Genomic DNA, 14031 nt, shown 5'->3' with positions numbered 1-14031 from the left:
ACCTGGTTGCGCTGCCATTCATCTCGATCGAAGATGAATCGCATGGAGCTGCGGCAACTCACCTACTTCGAGGCCGTCGCCCGGCTCGGCGGCTTCACCCGGGCGGCCGAGCACCTGCACGTCGCCCAGTCCGCGGTGTCCGCCCAGGTGCGCGCCCTCGAGGCCGAACTCGGCGCCGAACTGTTCACCCGCACCACCCGGCGGGTCGCCCTGACCGAAGCCGGCGAGCTGTTCCTGACCCGCTGCCGCCGGGCCCTCGGCGAACTCGACGGCGCCCGCCATGACCTGGCCGACCTCGCCGCCGTCCTCACCGGCCGGGTGACGCTGGGCGCCACCGCGGTCGTCGGCGGCTACGACCTGCCCCAGGCGCTGTCCAGGTTCCACACCCGCCACCCCGGCCTGACCCTGGCGCTGCGCTCCGGCCTGATCGCGGCCCTGCTCGCCGAGCTCGACGCCGGCACCGTCGACCTGGTGGTCGGCCCCGTGCACGCCGACCTGTCGTCCCGCTTCTCCGCCCGCCGCATCGCCCGCGAACAGGTGGTCCTGATCGTCCCGCCCGCACACCGGCTGGCCCGCGGCGGACCGCTCCCGCTGAGCGAACTGCGCGGCGAGCCCTTCATCTGCCTGCCGCCCGGCAGCGGCCTGCGCGCCATCCTCGACGACGCCGCCCACCGGGCAGGCTTCGAACCGAACGTCCCGTTCGAGACCCACACCGCGGCGAGCATCCGCGAGCTGGTCACCGCCGGCCTCGGCGTAGCGATCCTGGCCCGCACGGCCGCGGCATCCCCCGGCCCGGCCATCGGCGTACGCGAACTCCGCCCCGCTCCCGCCCACCCGGAGATCGGCGTGATCCACCACCGCGACCACCGGCTGTCGGCCGCGGCCCGCGCCTGCCGTCGCCAACTGATCGACCTCGCTTTCGAGTGATGTGGCCACCGGCGGAGCGGCCGGCTTGACATCATGTCCTGGAGACAGGCGGCGGTGCCCACTCACAGCGGAGGGTCATGGATACCTGGAGCGCGATCCGCGCCGAGCGGGTGTCGCTGGCCGATCGGCGAGGATATCTTCCGCGCAGCCGGCGCCTACCGCGATCACCCGGTCGAACACCTGACGGCCGTCGCCGACTTCTATGCGGGCAGCAACATGCTGATCGGCGCAAAGAACAGAATTGCTGGGGTACGGCTGCGGGCGGCCGACGCCGGCTGGAGCCACGGCACCGGCCCCGAGGTGACCGGCCCACTGGTAGCGCTGGTGATGGCTATGACCGGCCGCCACCAGGCACTCGACGACCTCACCGGCGACGGCGTCACTCTTCTCCGCCAACCGCGCCAGGGCCCTGCTCGCGGAGCTGGGCGAGGCGGTCCGGCGGCAGGCAGTCGGCCAGATTTCGGTCCAGATCGGCCAGCTCGAGGTCGACCGCGTACACCACGAAATCGTCGGTGACCGGCAGCGTGGCCGACCAGTCGTGCCGGTTGAGCCGCAGCGCGACCGCGCACAACAGCCGCCGGCCGAGCTCGGATCCGGCGCTGACGTCAACGTCGTCCGCGTCGAGCAGTTTGAGCTCCTGCCGCACCAGCTGTATCGGGCCAGTGTCGTCGAGGGCAGTGTCATCGAGGGCAGTGCCGTCGAGGGCAGTGCCGTCGAGGGCAGTGCCGTCGAGGTCGAGGTCGAGGTCGAGGGCCGTGCCGGTCTCGAACTCCGCCGGCGACCAGACAGCGTCGGCATCGATAGACCTCAGCTCGGCGCGCTCCTCCGCCGTAGCCGCAGTGATCTCGATCGACAACTGCGTGGCCTGGCCGTAGCTGAGGGCGAGGCAGTCGATGGGTTCGTCGACCGCCAACCGTGCCGCCGCGGCCGGAATAAGCGCGACCAACATGTCCTCGACGGTGCCGCAGGCCACCTCCAGGTCGAATCCGGCCGGCGGCCGGACGTACCGCACTCGCGTTGCGCTGCCCATGGCCTCGACCAGGCGGAGCAGACCACGGTCGTCGTGCTCGGCCACCAATGCGGCCTGGGAGCGGCCACTGTGCTCGATCTCGATGCGGCTGATCCGCCCGCCGGTGTACGCGTAGGACTCGCGCCCCGAGCCGCCCCGAGCGACCGTTTCGGCCGAACGCATCAGCCCGTCCTCGTAGCGGTACTCGTGCAGGTAGATCGGACGGTCGGTATCGAAATGCGCAGCCTCGACCACGTCATCGCCGTAGTGGAGGAACGTCTCGTAGTACAGGCGGCCGTTCAGGAACCCGCTGTACTCCTCGATCACGGCCACACGGCCCTGGGCGTCGAACCCGATCCGCTGGACATCGCGGTCCACCGGCGGCCGAGCATCCAGGCGGCGCCCAGGCTTGAGCAGGTCCCGCTCGAAGTGCAGCGGGCGTGGGTCAAGGCCCGGCCAGGTATACCAGTCCCAGCTCGCGACGGCCGCGGTCGCTGCCTGCTTCCGCGTCTCGTACTCATCGGCAAGCCGCCCGAAGCGCACGGCAAGATCAGGCATATCCACGATCTTACGGGCCGCCCCCGCGGCCTGACCCGACGTGTCCGTCCGGATCTACCGGCGGCGCCGTCACTCTCCTCCACCGACCGCGGCGGGTCTCGCCACTCCGGGCCAGTGGCCTATTCGCGCCGGTGGAAGGTGTTGCGCAGGGGACGACGTTGTGGGTCGACGTCTGCCGGTGGGATGAACTCGGGGTGGCCGTCCGAGGCGATGCGAACCTGCCAATCGGTGCGATGGATGACTCGGTGATGGTGCCGGCAGAGCAGGCATGCGTTGGACAACGCCGTGGGTCCGCCGTCGGCCCAGGGCTTGACGTGATGCCCATCCGACCAGTTGGCCGGCCGATCGCAGGACGGGAAGGTGCACCCGCGGTCGCGCAGCACCAGCGCTCGCCGAATGGAGGCGGTGAAGAGCCGCCGGGCACGACCGACGTCGAGGACCTGACCCTCGGTGCCGAGCACCGACGGAATGATCTGGGCATCACAGGCCAGCAGCCGCGCCTCGGCAGCACTGACCGGCGCACCCGTGTCAAGCACCGCAACAGGAGAGGCTTCGCCCGGCTCGGTTCGCAGAGTGTCGATCGGGATCGTCACCACGACCTGCGCCGCTTCCCCGCCGGACGCGGGCAACTCGCCGCCGCGCATGACCCGGGTACAGACATCGACCAGAGCGTCCGCACGCCGTTGCTCCGGGGTGCGGGCCAGGCCGGCTTCGACGGTCGCATCCCGGCCGGGGTGACACAACGGATCCAGCGCCGCGTTCACGATCGCCGCGGCCGTCGTGTCCAGCCAGCCCGACAATCGCACCCGGCCGTCGCCGCGCGGGCTCAGAGTGAATCCCCGGCCACGATGGGCGCGCTCGTCCTGCTTTCGCAGCGCCTCCTCGTCGTGCCGGTCGGCTGCCTCCGGGTCGACGTGTGCCAGGATCCGGGCGCCGAGCTTGCCGAGAGTCCCCGGCGCGAAGTCGGCCGCATAGTTGATCAGCAGCGATTCGGCCTGCGTCCGGGTGTCGATGCCGGCGTCAGCGGGCAGATCGGTGATCGACTCCGCGATCACACACGCCTGCTCGGCGGAGATCTCGCCCTTGGTGACGGCCGCGTCGAGGGCCGGGGAGTGGTCGAAGGCAGCGGCGAGCTTCGCGAGCCGTTTGCCCTCCCACATGCTCGTGCGAAGTCGCTGCCGCAGCCACACCGGGGTGCTCGACGCGGCTTCCTTCTGCGGGATGCCCCGGGTCTCCGCTTCCCGGATCAGGTGCGCCATGATCGCCAGCGCCTGCTGCACGCATGCCCACGCCTGAGTGAGCCCGTCCACGACCTCGGGGTCGGAGCACGACCACAGTGGTGCTTCGCCGCACTCGGCGAGCACACCGCGAACCTGCTCCAACTCCTCCACCACCCCGACAGGCTGGCACAGGCATACGACCAATTTCCCGCCTTCTTCGCCGCCTGTGGATAACCTCCGGCTAGCCGGAAAGAACCGCGGTCGCGCGCAGGTGCCGGCCCAACTCCTCGGTGAGGCGGATGGCGGCTTCGATCTCGGCCTTGCGGATCGAGACGGACTCGACGTGGAAGCCGTACGGCATGCCCAGCCGTTCGCAGTACTCGCGCAGGTCCTGTGCGATCGCGAGCGCCTCCCGGTAGGACTCGGCCAGCGGGTCCGGCGCGTTCAGCAGGGTGTTCTCCAGCCAGCGCGGCACGTCGACACCGAGCCACTTCAGGAACTCCAGGGTCTTCGCCGAGCCGCAGAGGGAGAGCGTGAAGATCACCGGGCGGGGCGTGATGTCCCGCTCGCGGCAGGCGTAGAAGTAGTCGGAGACCAGGTCCTTCGCCTCGCCTGCGTCGTAGATCACCTGGGAGATGAAGAATTCGCAGCCGCGCTCCTGCTTGGTGAGCATGCGCAGGTGCTCCTCGCCGCCGCGGGCATGGCGCTCGGGGATGACGACGGCGCCCAGCGGAAGCTCCGGGCGTACCTCCGCGCGCAGTGCCTGCGCCCGGCGCAGGTCGGTCCGCACCGGCTTGTCCCCCGATGATGCTCCGACGAAGACGCTCAGCACCCGGTCGGTGTCGGCGGTGGTCAGCCACGACCGCAGTTCGTCCTCGGCGTACTTCCCGACGCAGCGGTAGATCACCATCGGCCGGTCCCAATCACCCAGATGGGTGTGGAACTCGACCGGGTCGATCGTCGGCAGATAGGGGAACGGCCGCTCGTCCGCGACCCGGTCGGACTCGTCGTCGATGTCGTACAGAATCAGGCCGTCGAGGTTCAGGCCGGCCAGCCGGCCGAGCGTGACCGCGGCGATTTCCTTTATCTTCTCCGGGGTGGCGCTGCGACGTGGCGGGGTGATGCCGAACAGCAGCACCCCGCCACGTCCTTCAGCCAGCTTCGACTTCAGCGACATCGACCTCAGGGACATCGGCCCAGCGTAGGGTCAATGATTGGCACAGCAGGGGGTGGGTTCCCGCGATTCGAACGGGACCAGGACACCCCCGGCCGCCGGCGTGGTGGTCAGGATCAGCTCGCCGTCGCGGTACTGCGGGCGGACAAAGTCGCGGGTGTCCACCCGGGCGTCGTCATCGGCGACGCCCGAGCCGAGCACCTCGACCCGGTCGATAGCGCTCCGTTCCCGGATCTCTCCGGCGGTGAGCATGCCGACCAGATCTTCCACGCCGGGGAAGATGACGGCGCGCCCGAACTTTCCGGCCGCCGCCGATTCCGCCGCCTGCTCCAGACCGGGCGCGGATTCGTATGCCGCCGCGGTGGTGAGGCTGATCGCCACGTGCCGGTGGGGTTCCGCCACGAGGTGGGTGCAGGCCAGCACCGGCCGGACGTCGAGGTCCAGGATCCAGTGATCGGCCGAGGCGAGATCGCGGTGCCCGAGACTGACCCCGACGGTGCGGAGAACAGCCACGGACGCCACGGATCGATACAACGTCACCTCGGCAGAACCCAGATCGGGTTGGTGTAGAACCACAGGTCGCCCCACGGGTCGGCGTCGCCGATCACGTCCAGTTTCGGACCGTACGGGTCGACCGCGGCACCCATCAGACCAGGCTGGGTGCGGTTGCCGTCGGTACCGCGGACCCGCACGTAGAACGGCTTGTCCAGGCGGCCCAGCGAGTGGGTCAGCGAGATGCTCTTGGCGCCCGCGGCCACGTCGAACGACTTGACCACCTTGGTGTCCGGCGCCTTGAAGCTGTCCTTGTCGGTGACCGGGCCGGTCACCGTGCCGACGATCACGTCGACGCGCTTGAGTACGGGTACGAACGCGGCGAAGTTCGGCACGTCCTGCAGGTCGATGTCGAGGGTCAGCTCGGTGGAGGTGCCGCGCTTGACCTGGGCGACGCCGCCGAGCGGGGTGCCGGTGTCCCAGCGGCGGTCGCCGGCGGTCCGGACCCGGGCGTCCAGGCCCTTGATGAGCCGGCCGTGGTCGACCCACACGCGACCGGCCCGCAGACCGTCCATGACCGCCTTGTACGAGAAGGAGCCGGCCCCCACGTTGGTGCGGCCGTAGTAGCCCGGCCAGAAGTCACCGGCGGTGGTCAGCGTCTTGCCCGAGTAGACCGGGTCGTTGTGTTTGCCGTTGGTGGCGAAGTCGCTGCCCGGGCCGCGCTCGGACTGGTCCAGGTAGACGACGTGCGAGTCCGAGTTGACGGTGATCCACCAGGCTTTGCCCTCGGCGAGCAGGCTGTCCCACAGGCCGCCGACGGTGGCGGTCATCCAGTCGAAGCCGCCCCAGGTGCGGTAGCTCTCCAGCGGGTAGCCGGCGTAGGAGGCGGCCGACGGGTTGTTGTCGTAGTAGCCGCGGGCGCCGCCCCGGCCGTACGCGGCGGGAATGCCGGCGGCCTGGTGGCCGGGCGCGCCTTCGAAGCCGATGGCGACGGTCGGGTCGGCGTCACGCCAGTTGCGGATCTCGTGCGGCGAGTCGATGCCGCGGCGGGCCGGGTGGTTGGCGAGGAACAGCGCGCCTTCGACCTTGCGGGCCTTCACCTGTGAGGCGAGGAACTTGATGCCGGCGACCGCGGCGGCCTCGTTCTGCGCTTCGGTGTTGGTGGCCGGCAGCTGCGAGCCGTCGTAGGTCTGCTCGAACTGCTTGAGCACCTCGACCTCGTTCTTGCCCGGGTGCACGAACACGGTGGCGTGCTCGGCGGCCGGGATGTTCCACTCCAGGCCCTGGAAGGTCAGCAGACCCTTGAGCTCTTCGCGGGTCTTGCGGATGTCCGGGTTGACCTTCTCCACACCGATCTTGGCGTGCTCGTTGCTGCCGTGGTCGGTGATGACCAGCCAGTCGAGGCCGTACGCGTGACCGTGTTTGGCCTGGTCGAGCACCCGGTACTGGGCGTCCGAGCTGTACTGGGTGTGAATGTGATGGTCACCAGCAAGCCAGACAAATCCGCCTTTGTCCGTTCCGCCGCCGACCGGGCCGTGCGCATGCGGCAGACCGGCAGAGGCGGCGGCCGAGGCGGCTGACGGCGAGGCCAGCACGGACGCGGCGGCACCGGCACCGAGCAGACCCGCACCGCGCAGGAACCCGCGGCGGGACACGTCCGACGGCGACAGCTCGCTGTCCGGGATGCTCAGATCCATGGCAGGCGACAGGTCACCGCCGGCGGTCTCGTGGGTGTGGTCGTGATCGTGGTCGTGGCCGTGACCCATATGGAGTGCTCCCGACGAAAGATCGACTCATGCGGTTACGTCGACACAGTCGCGGGGTGATCTCAACGGTCGCTGTCGATCTCATGACCAACCGGCGAACTCGGAAGGTCCTGCCTGATTCGAAGGCGGTCTCAGCTGCCCAGCAAGGCCGGCTCAGCTGCCCAGTTCGGACAGATCGCCCGCGCTGAACCGGATCGCCCCGGCCGCGATGTTCGCCTCGAGATGCGGAACGCTTCCGGTCCCCGGAATGGCGAGCACGTGCTCGCCTTGGTGCAGCGTCCAGGCCAGCCGTACCTGATGGGTGGTGACCCCGTGCCGCGCCGCCACCGCCTCGACCGCCGCATCCCGGGTCGTACTCGCGCCGCTTTCCTTGCCCTGCCCGGCAATGGCGAAGAACGGCACGAAGGCGATCCCCCGCTCACCGCAGATCCGCAGGAGCTCGGCATTACGCCGGAGATCGACCGCGAAACTGTTCTGCACGCAGGCGACCGGCGCGATGGCCGACGCCTCGTCCAATTGCTCCGGGCGAATCGCGGAAAGCCCCAGATGCCGGATCAGCCCTTCGTCCCGCATCGCCGCGAGCGCCGCGAATCGCTCCCCGATCGAGTCACTGCCCCGGAACACCCGGAGATTGACCAGGTCGAGCCGCTCCACGCCGAGCCGCCGCAGATTCTCCTCGACCTGATACCGCAGCTGCGCTGCTGTGCGAGCCTCGCCGAAGCTCCCGTCCGGCAAAATCCCGGGCCCCACTTTGGTGGTAAGAAAAAGGCTTTCCGGGTACGGGGTGAGAGCGCGCCGAATGAGCTCGGTCGCATACCTGGCCGGTCCGTCACCGACGTCGAGCGGGCCGCCCGGGGAAACGTAGAACGCGGCCGTGTCGATGTGGTCGACCCCGAGTTCGACCGCCCGCCGTAGCACCGCGATGGCCGCTGCCGGATCCGGATCCACGGTGAGCCGCATGGATCCGAATCCCATGCGATTGACCGGCCGATCCCCGAGAACCCAATTACCTGCCGCCGCTGCCGAAATCTCCCCGTCAAGCACCCGAGAACCCTACGCGAGGACACCGTTGAGGAACACGTCCACGATCGTCTCGACCGGGACGTAGGCGCCGCCGGGAACGCCGCGCTGCGGGAACAGCATGGCGAGGAAGACGTCGGCGAGCTGCTCGGGCGGCAGCCGCAGCGTGGCCCGGTCGGGCTCGAGGAGGCGGAGGATCGCCGCCCGGGTGCGGTCGACGGCTTCGGCCCGGCCACCACGCTGATCGCCGAGTTCGCGGGGGTCGCCTCGCTCGGCCGCCCGGCGGCCCGCCGCGTACACCGCGCCGATCACCGTGCCCATCCGGGTCAGGTAGGCCTGCAGGGTGGCCGCCGCCTCGGTGAGCCGGGCGGCCAGCGGCTGGTCGAGCGGCACCGCGTCCAGCTCGGCCAGGACCTGGTCGTTGCGCACCACGGCGGCGATGCAGGCGGCGAGCAACTCCTCCTTGTCGGCGAAGGCCCGGAAGATCGTCGCCTCGCCGATGCCGGCCGCTTTCGCGATCTGCAGGGTGCTCACCGTGGAGCCGTGCTCCACCAGCAACGGCACGGCGGCCGCCACGATCATCTCGCGTCGCTGGTCGGGGCTCATGCCCGGCGCCCGGCGCCGGGGTGTTGTCTCAGTCATGCCTCCAAGCTAAGGAGTGAGTACTCACTCCGTCAAGGACATTAAAGAAGCGCGATCTCTTCACACCGGCCCGACCGGCAGAACGGACCGGGATCAGCGCGTGAGAGCGCTCTCTCACCCTCAGCACAGATCGGCCACAGGGGCCGGTAAGGCTTGCGCCGGGCCCGGAGCCTGCTGCGACTATGGCCGCATGCTGGTTGCGTTTTCTGTTACGCCGATCGGAGCCGGCGAATCCGTCGGCGACCTCGTCGCCGACGCCGTGCGGGTGGTGCGGGCCTCCGGCCTGCCCAACCGGACGGACGCCATGTTCACCACGATCGAGGGTGAGTGGGACGAATGCTTCGCCGTCGTGAAGGAGGCCGTGGAGGCCGTCGCGAAGAGTGGGCACCGGGTCAGCGTGTCGCTCAAGGCGGACGTGCGGCCCGGAGTCACCGGTGCCCTGACCGCGAAGGTCGAGCACATCGAACGGGCACTCCAGGAGTGAGTACCCAACTGAGACGCCTGGTCATGTGGGACATCGACTACACCCTGCTGCGCGGCGGCGGGGTGGCCGCCCGGGCCTGGCGCGCGGCATTCACCGAGCTCACCGGCCGCGAGTGGCGGGAGACGCCGATCTTCGGCGGCCGCACCGACACCGACATCTGCGTCGAGGTGTTCGCCCGGCACGGGGTCACCGACTGCACGCCCGAGGTGTTCTTCGTGCGCTACGTCGAGCACGTGCTGGCCCTGCAGCACGAGTTCGGCGAGCAGGGCGCGCTGATGCCCGGCGTGCAGGACGTGCTGAAGCGGCTCGGCGCGGACCCGGGCGTCGTGCAGACGCTGGTCACCGGCAACGTGCCGCAGGTGGCGGCAGCCAAACTGGCCGCCTTCGGGCTCAGCGGCGCCTTCGACGCCGAGGTCGGCGGTTACGGCACCGACGACGCCGTGCGGGCCACGCTGGTACGCCGGAGCCTGGAACGCGCCGAGGCGAAGTACGGCGAGAGGTTCGCCCCGGTCGTCATCGGCGACACCGTGCACGACGTGACGGCCGCGCTGGCCAACGGCGCGCTGGCGGTGGGCGTGGCGACCGGGTCGACCACGATGGCCGACCTGGTGCTCGCGGGCGCCCACGCCGTACTGCCGGATCTGTCCGACACCGACGCTACCGTTCGGATCCTGACGACGTGACCGGCGCACCCGGCGCGATCGGGTTGGGGATGGCGCCGCCGAACCGCCGGTCCCGCGAGGCGTAGAGCTCGCACGCATACCAGAGGTGGCGGCGGTCGAAGTCGGGCCACAGCGTGTCGAGGAAGACCAGCTCGGCGTACGCCGTCTGCCAGAGCAGGAAGTTGGACGTGCGCTGCTCGCCGGACGGGCGCAGGAACAGGTCGACCTCGGGAACCTCGGGGTGGTAGAGGTAGCGCGCGATGGTCTTCTCGTTGACCCGGTCGGCCTTGAGCTTGCCGGCCGCGACGTCCCGGGCGATGGCGGCGGCCGCGTCGGCGATCTCGGCCTGCCCGCCGTAGTTGACGCAGAACTGCAGGGTGAGCGTCTTGTTGTCCTTCGACATCTCCTCGGCGGTCTGCAACTCGGAGATGACGCTCTTCCACAGCCGGCCGGCCCGGCCGGACCAGACGACCCGCACCCCGAGGTCGACCAACTGGTCGCGGCGGCGGCGGATGACGTCGCGGTTGAAGCCCATCAGGAAGCGCACCTCCTCGGGCGAGCGCTTCCAGTTCTCGGTCGAGAACGCGTACGCCGACAGGTAGGGGATGCCGAGCTCGATGGCGCCCTCGATGGTGTCGAACAACGAATACTCGCCCTGCTCGTGGCCCTTGGTGCGGGACAGCCCGCGGTCCTTGGCCCAGCGGCCGTTGCCGTCCATCACGATCGCCACGTGCTTCGGCAGGGCGGCCTTGGGCAGCTCCGGCGGGCGGACCCCGGAAAGGTGCGGGGTAGGTGGGCGCGGGGTGGATGGGCGCGGCATCAGGAACTCTCCCGTCGATCGACCAGCGGCAGCGAGCGCAGCGCCCGCTCCATGTGCCATTGCAGGTGGGCGGCGACCAGACCGCTGCACTCCCGGCGGATCGGCGGCTCGGACGCGTCGGCGACCTGCCAGTCGCCGGAGGTGAGCGCGCTCATCAGGCCGAGGGTGGCCGGGCTCGGGTGGGCGGCGCCGGGCGGGCGGCAGTCGGGGCAGACCGCGCCGCCGGCCGGGACCGAGAACGCGGCGTGCCGGCCGGGGGTGCCGCAGACCGCGCACTCGGCGATCGCCGGCGCCCAGCCGGCCGTTGACATGGCCCGCAGCAGGTAGGCGTCGAGCACCAGCGGGCCGGCGTGCTCACCGGCGGCGAGGGCCTTGAGCGCCCCCAGGGTGAGCTGGAACAGCCGCAGCGACGGCTCCCGCTCGACCGGGGTGAGCCGCTCGGCGGTCTCGGCGATGGCGCTGGCCGCGGTGTAGCGCGGGTAGTCGGTGAGGAACTGCTTGCCGTAGAGCGCCACCGCCTCGACCTGGCTGACCGAGTGCAGCGAGCTGCCGACCCCCTCGGGCGAGCCGGCCAGCTGCAGGTCGATGTGGCCGAACGGCTCGAGCCGGGCACCGAACCGGGAGTTGGTGCGCCGCACGCCGCGGGCGACCGCGCGCAGCCGGCCGTTGCGGCGGGTGAGCAGCGTGATGATCCGGTCGCTCTCGCCGAGCTTCTGCACGCGCAGCACGACCGCGTCGTCGCGGTAGAGCTGTCGGCGGTAGCCGGATCCGGTGGGCACGGGAGTCATTCTGCCCCGGGGGTGCGACAAACCCTGACGCGGTCTCAGGGTCGTCTCGGGGGCAGCATCGGGGAGACCTCAGTGGGAGGACTGATGGTGCCGTTGATGCGCCGCCGCATAGCGTCTGAGCCATGACCACGACCCTGATCCGGCGCGCCGCAGTCCTCGCCCTCATCGCCGCGTCGACGACCGCCCTGACCGGCTGCGCCGGCGTGATCGGGGCGAAGATGACCTACGACGACACCGAGAAGGGCAAGATCACCGACATCGTGCTGACCGGGGGCAGCGGCGACGTGACGGTCACGTCCGGGGACGTCACCGAGACGTCGATCCGCCGGGTGATCCGCCGGTCGAGCAACCCCGGCAGCCCATACACGCTGGACGGCACGACGCTCAACATCGACACGTCGTGCGGGCCGAACTGCTCCGTGTCGTACGAGATCAAGACGCCCACCGGGGTGAACGTGCGCGGCAAGGAGCACTCCGGCGACATCGTCCTCAAGGGGGTGGGCATCACCGACCTGGAGTTGACCTCCGGTGACGTGTCGGTGACCGGCGCGACCGGCGCCGTCGCGATCAAGGCCACGTCCGGCGACATCATGGTGACCGACTCGAAGAGCTCGGTGAAGGTGCACTCGACCTCGGGCGACGTGCAGGCGATCCGGGTGGCCGGGCCGGCCGACCTCAAGGTCACCTCGGGTGACATGCACGTCGAGCTGACCGCGCCCAACTCGGTGACCGCCCAGTCCACCAGCGGCGACATCTGGGTGCAGGTGCCGCCGAGCAAATACCGGGTGACCACCCATTCCGGCTCGGGCGACGAGCATCTCGAAGGCCTGACCAGCGACGCCACGGCGAAGAATGTGATCGACGTGCGGGTGACGAGCGGGGACGTGACCGTAGCCTCGACCTCGTGAGCTTTTACCTACCACTCGGTGACGACCGTTACGAACCGACCGAATTCACCGAGAGCCCCTGGGACAGCGCGATGCAGCACGGCGGCCCGCCGGCCGCCCTGCTCGGCCACGTGATGCGCCTCGACGGCCTGCGCCTGGCCCGGCTCTCGGTGGACTTCCTCGGCCCGATACCCCGCCGCACGTCCCGGATCGAGGTGTCCCCGGTCAAGCCGGGCCGGCTCACCGCGCTCAACGAGGCCACGATGGTGATCGACGGCCGGGTGGCGGTGAGCGCCCGGGCCTGGCACATCGCGCCGGGCCCGAGGCCGCCGGCGGAGGGGGAGCAGGTGGCCGGGGAGCGCCGGGCCGAGCTGCTGCCCGACCAGGAGGACCGGTTCGCCGGCGACTGGGGTTACGGCCGGGCGATCGAGTGGCGGTGCACCAGGGGCGGGCTCGACGAGCTCGGCGAGACGCACGTGTGGAGCCGGGTGCGGATGCCGCTGATCGACGGGGTCGACCTGCTCGGCCAGGACCGGGCGCTGATCGTCGCCGACTCGGCGAACGGGCTGTCCGCGGTCCTGCCGTTCGAGAAGTGGCTGTCCATCCCGCCGACCATGACCGCGACCATGCTGCGCGAACCGGCCGGCGAGTGGGTGCACCTGGCGGCCCGCACGATCGTCTCCGACGACGGCCTGGGGCTGGCCGAGGGCGAGATGTTCGACCTGGCCGGAAAGGTCGGCCAGGTCGCCCAGCCGCTGCTGGTCAGGGAACGATGACCGGGCTGGGGAGCCGGTAGGACGACAGCAGGGCGACGATCTCGTCGGCACCCCGGCGAAGCTCGCCGAGATCGTCCGGGGTGAACTCGCCGGGCGCCTTGTCGAGCACGCAGTGCGCCCCGAGCACCTCGCCGTCGACCACCAGCGGCACCCCCGCGTAACTGCGGATCCCGTCGATGTAGACGAGCGGATTACCGGACTGCAGCGCGTCGGCGGCCGCATCCGGCACCACGTACGACTGCCCCGACCGGACCGCGTTCACGCAGAACGACCACTCGATCGGCGTGCCGCCCATCTCGCCCAGCCAGCCGTCCAGCCCGTACGACCCGGCGAAGAACTGCGCGCTGTCCAGCACCATGCTGACCAGGCTGCTCGGCCGGCCGAGCAGGGCCGCGGTCCGCTCGCTGAGCGCGTCCAGCCGCCGGCGCAGTTCCGGGTTGTCGATGTCGATGCCGGCCAGCACGGCCATCCGGCGGAAGTCGTCGCTCATCAGTACTCCTCCGGCGCGGCGGCACGCACCACGGTGACCTCGGTAGGTGCGGCGGTGAGTCGTTTGAACGTCGCCGCCCGCATCGCGAGGGCCCGGCCGCACAGCTGGGTGACCCCGGTGGCCGCCTGCATCGACACGACCATCCGGCCGAACGAGCCCGGATCGGTCTCGTCGCCGGTCAGCCCCGCGCTGAACAGCAGCGTCTTCCAGAGGTCCTCGGTGTGCGGGCCGTACAGCCGGCGCAGCGCCTCGTGCGCCGACTCGAGCGTCGGCGACTCGACCGGATACGTCGTCTCCATCATCGACGAATTCGGCC

16 protein-coding genes are annotated in these 14031 nt (G+C 70.4%); 5 read left to right on the top strand and 11 right to left on the bottom strand.

What is annotated here, in order from left to right; genetic code table 11:
• The first annotated feature begins 42 nt into the window (after positions 1–42).
• Positions 43–927 (top strand): LysR family transcriptional regulator, encoded by an 885-nt coding sequence (locus Adu01nite_RS37145; RefSeq protein ID WP_203733983.1) that lies wholly within the window; start codon positions 43–45, stop codon positions 925–927.
• A gap of 379 nt (positions 928–1306) precedes the next feature.
• On the opposite strand, the gene Adu01nite_RS37140 is transcribed toward Adu01nite_RS37145, so the two are convergent.
• The 7 genes from Adu01nite_RS37140 to Adu01nite_RS37110 all read right to left on the bottom strand — a co-directional run bounded on the left by Adu01nite_RS37140 (position 1307) and on the right by Adu01nite_RS37110 (position 8808).
• Positions 1307–2494, bottom strand: a complete 1188-nt coding sequence (locus tag Adu01nite_RS37140) for a hypothetical protein (RefSeq protein WP_203733982.1) — start codon at positions 2492–2494, stop codon at positions 1307–1309.
• 119 nt (positions 2495–2613) lie between these two features.
• Positions 2614–3888 carry an HNH endonuclease signature motif containing protein gene (locus Adu01nite_RS37135; RefSeq protein WP_239132990.1) on the bottom strand — a complete coding sequence of 425 codons (1275 nt, stop codon included), beginning with the start codon at positions 3886–3888 and terminating at the stop codon, positions 2614–2616.
• Between the two features lie 67 nt (positions 3889–3955).
• The gene (locus tag Adu01nite_RS37130; protein WP_239132989.1) at positions 3956–4906 is read right to left on the bottom strand and encodes a methylenetetrahydrofolate reductase; all 951 of its coding nucleotides are present in this window, start codon (positions 4904–4906) and stop codon (positions 3956–3958) included.
• A gap of 15 nt (positions 4907–4921) precedes the next feature.
• The gene (locus Adu01nite_RS37125; protein ID WP_239132988.1) at positions 4922–5401 is read right to left on the bottom strand and encodes a hypothetical protein; all 480 of its coding nucleotides are present in this window, start codon (positions 5399–5401) and stop codon (positions 4922–4924) included.
• Between the two features lie 23 nt (positions 5402–5424).
• Positions 5425–7146 (bottom strand): CehA/McbA family metallohydrolase domain-containing protein, encoded by a 1722-nt coding sequence (locus Adu01nite_RS37120; protein WP_203733980.1) that lies wholly within the window; start codon positions 7144–7146, stop codon positions 5425–5427.
• 153 nt (positions 7147–7299) lie between these two features.
• The gene (locus Adu01nite_RS37115; protein WP_203734105.1) at positions 7300–8121 is read right to left on the bottom strand and encodes an aldo/keto reductase; all 822 of its coding nucleotides are present in this window, start codon (positions 8119–8121) and stop codon (positions 7300–7302) included.
• A gap of 78 nt (positions 8122–8199) precedes the next feature.
• Positions 8200–8808 carry a TetR/AcrR family transcriptional regulator gene (locus Adu01nite_RS37110; protein WP_203733979.1) on the bottom strand — a complete coding sequence of 203 codons (609 nt, stop codon included), beginning with the start codon at positions 8806–8808 and terminating at the stop codon, positions 8200–8202.
• 190 nt (positions 8809–8998) lie between these two features.
• On the opposite strand from Adu01nite_RS37110, the gene Adu01nite_RS37105 reads away from it, so the two are divergent.
• Positions 8999–9292, top strand: coding sequence for an MTH1187 family thiamine-binding protein (locus Adu01nite_RS37105; protein ID WP_203733978.1), 294 nt, complete (start codon positions 8999–9001; stop codon positions 9290–9292).
• Positions 9289–9975, top strand: a complete 687-nt coding sequence (locus Adu01nite_RS37100) for an HAD family hydrolase (protein WP_239132986.1) — start codon at positions 9289–9291, stop codon at positions 9973–9975. Before Adu01nite_RS37105 ends, Adu01nite_RS37100 begins: the two co-directional genes overlap by 4 nt.
• Here Adu01nite_RS37100 and Adu01nite_RS37095 read toward each other — a convergent pair.
• Positions 9950–10774, bottom strand: a complete 825-nt coding sequence (locus tag Adu01nite_RS37095) for an isoprenyl transferase (RefSeq protein ID WP_203733977.1) — start codon at positions 10772–10774, stop codon at positions 9950–9952. The two genes, Adu01nite_RS37100 and Adu01nite_RS37095, sit on opposite strands and share 26 nt — an antisense overlap.
• Positions 10774–11562, bottom strand: coding sequence for a DNA repair protein RecO (recO, locus tag Adu01nite_RS37090; protein WP_203733976.1), 789 nt, complete (start codon positions 11560–11562; stop codon positions 10774–10776). Before recO ends, Adu01nite_RS37095 begins: the two co-directional genes overlap by 1 nt.
• Positions 11563–11684: 122 nt before the next feature.
• Here recO and Adu01nite_RS37085 point away from each other — a divergent pair, with 122 nt between their 5' ends.
• Entirely contained in the window at positions 11685–12470 is a 786-nt protein-coding gene (locus Adu01nite_RS37085) for a DUF4097 family beta strand repeat-containing protein (RefSeq protein WP_203733975.1), read from the top strand.
• A complete protein-coding gene (locus tag Adu01nite_RS37080; RefSeq protein WP_203733974.1) occupies positions 12467–13225 on the top strand; it encodes a thioesterase family protein in 759 nt (252 codons plus the stop codon). The genes Adu01nite_RS37085 and Adu01nite_RS37080 overlap by 4 nt, the downstream gene beginning before the upstream one ends.
• Here the strand turns inward: Adu01nite_RS37080 and Adu01nite_RS37075 are convergent.
• The gene (locus tag Adu01nite_RS37075) at positions 13212–13715 is read right to left on the bottom strand and encodes a GAF domain-containing protein (protein ID WP_203733973.1); all 504 of its coding nucleotides are present in this window, start codon (positions 13713–13715) and stop codon (positions 13212–13214) included. The genes Adu01nite_RS37080 and Adu01nite_RS37075 overlap by 14 nt on opposite strands.
• Entirely contained in the window at positions 13715–14017 is a 303-nt protein-coding gene (locus Adu01nite_RS37070) for a hypothetical protein (RefSeq protein WP_203733972.1), read from the bottom strand. The genes Adu01nite_RS37075 and Adu01nite_RS37070 overlap by 1 nt, the downstream gene beginning before the upstream one ends.
• Positions 14018–14031: the final 14 nt, after the last annotated feature.

This window comes from Paractinoplanes durhamensis (assembly GCF_016862175.1).
In the GTDB taxonomy this organism is placed as follows: Bacteria; Actinomycetota; Actinomycetes; order Mycobacteriales; family Micromonosporaceae; genus Actinoplanes; species Actinoplanes durhamensis.
Note: the sequence above shows the minus strand (reverse complement) of the source record. Positions and strands in the feature narration are given on the sequence as shown.